This window comes from Deltaproteobacteria bacterium (assembly GCA_011773515.1).
Classification (GTDB): Bacteria; Desulfobacterota; Deferrimicrobia; order J040; family J040; genus WVXK01.
Genome location: WVXK01000100.1, coordinates 38527 through 40231 on the forward strand (window position 1 = coordinate 38527; position 1705 = coordinate 40231).

Sequence of the window (1705 nt, forward strand, 5' to 3'; positions counted from 1 at the left end):
TAGAACGGCAGGTTGTACGCTCCGGGGTCGGTCTTGTCCGCGGCGAAGGCAAGGAAGGGTTCATTCGGCCTCTCTTCAATCTCCATCTCCGCTACGGCGGGCCCCATCCCCTTTACGTTGCCCGAAAAGGAATCCTTGAGCAAATCCTGCCCGGCTCCGTACAGGCCCTGTTTCTTGGCGACTTGGGTCCCCTCCATGAAGGCATCAAAGGCGAGCTTGTGAATTTTCTCGGAATCTTCTCCCAGCGTGTGCGTCATGAGGATCGCTATGTCGTCCCCCGTGTGCCCGATATAGGAGTCGATCACCATTCCCTTACCCTGCTTCCTGACAACCTCCTTTACCCTCTCCATCAAGCCGCTGCTGGGCATTATATGCCCCCCGATTGACCCGATATCCGCCTTGATGAGTGATATTGTGACTTTCATTTACGCCTCCTTTTTTCTTTTTTTCCCGTACCAGTCCACAAAAGCTTCTATGCCCTTTTCAACACTCCACTTCGGGTTGTACCCCAGCTCCTCTCTCGCCCTGGATATGTCAGCGTAGGTAACCATCATGTCGCCGGGTTGGTGGGGGAGCAGTTCGGCACGCGCCTTCTTTCCCGTCGCACGCTCGATCATTGAGACAAGCTCGAGAAGGTCCGTTACCTTCGACTCTCCGAGATTGTAGATCCTGTATCCACCCATATTGTTCATGGAAAGAATGATACCGTCAACTATATCGTCGATGAAGGTGTAATCCCGCTTGCTCTTGCCCATGGAGAAGAGGGGGACCTTTTCCCCCGCAAATACCTTTTCCGTGAAGCTGTATATCGCCATCTCGGGCCTCTGGCGGGGGCCGTAAACGGTGAAGAGCCGCAGGCAGGTTATATCCATGCCGTAGAGATGGTGATAGGTGTGGCAGAGCAGCTCTCCCGCTTTTTTCGTCGCGGCGTAGGGGCTCACCGGGTTGTCGACGCCATCTGTTTCGGAAAAGGGAATTTTTGTGTTTCCCCCGTAGACCGACGACGAAGAGGCGAATATAAACGACCCGACATCGTTTATCCGTGCCGCATCGAGAAGGTTGTACGTCCCGCTAACATTGACCGATATGTACTTTTCCGGATCCTCGATGGACGGCCTGACCCCGGCCATGGCGGCGAGGTGGACAATCATGTCAGGTTTTGCTGATCCCACGATACCACCCATATCGGGCGACCTGATGTCGCTTTCGTGGAATGTGAATCCACCGTGATTTTCGAGGATACCGAGGTTCTCCTCTTTGAACTCCCGCGCGTAAAAAGGGTCGAGGTTGTCCAATCCGGTAACGGATGCGCCTTCTTCAAGCAGTCTTTCGCAGAGGTGTGAACCGATAAACCCGGCTGCTCCGGTAACGAGGATATTCATTCCCATTTATCCAAACCCAAAGCCCTCATACTGCAGTCACTGCACCGAAGCTCCCGCAGCTTTGTATGTTTGAAACTTTGAGGAGAAGGAAGTTTCCTTGCGGGTTTGCCCAAGAAACAATTACCATAAGGAAGGGGTATTTTCAAATGAATTGTCGTTTCGATAGGATCCATTGTTTGAATGCGGCGATCTATCCCCCTCAAATTTCCGGCATTGCTATTGACTATATCGGCAAGAATATATAAGAATGAAATAAGTCGGGGCGGCATAGCCAAGTGGTAAGGCAGGGGTCTGCAAAACCCTTATTCCCCGGTTCAAATCCG

2 protein-coding genes are annotated in these 1705 nt (G+C 52.5%); both read right to left on the reverse strand.

What is annotated here, in order from left to right; all coding sequences use genetic code 11:
• A partial coding sequence (locus GTN70_11110) for a fructose 1,6-bisphosphatase (protein NIO17511.1) occupies positions 1 to 425 on the reverse strand: 425 nt, incomplete at its 3' end.
• Positions 426 to 1382, reverse strand: a complete 957-nt coding sequence (locus tag GTN70_11115; GenBank protein ID NIO17512.1) for an NAD-dependent epimerase/dehydratase family protein — start codon at positions 1380 to 1382, stop codon at positions 426 to 428.
• Between the last annotated feature and the right edge of the window lie 323 nt (positions 1383 to 1705).

Bases quoted from the DNA above. Each gene is read 5' to 3' on its own strand.
- GTN70_11115 (NIO17512.1), bottom strand. From the start codon at position 1,382: ATGAATATCCTCGTTACCGGAGCAGCCGGGTTTATCGGTTCACACCTC.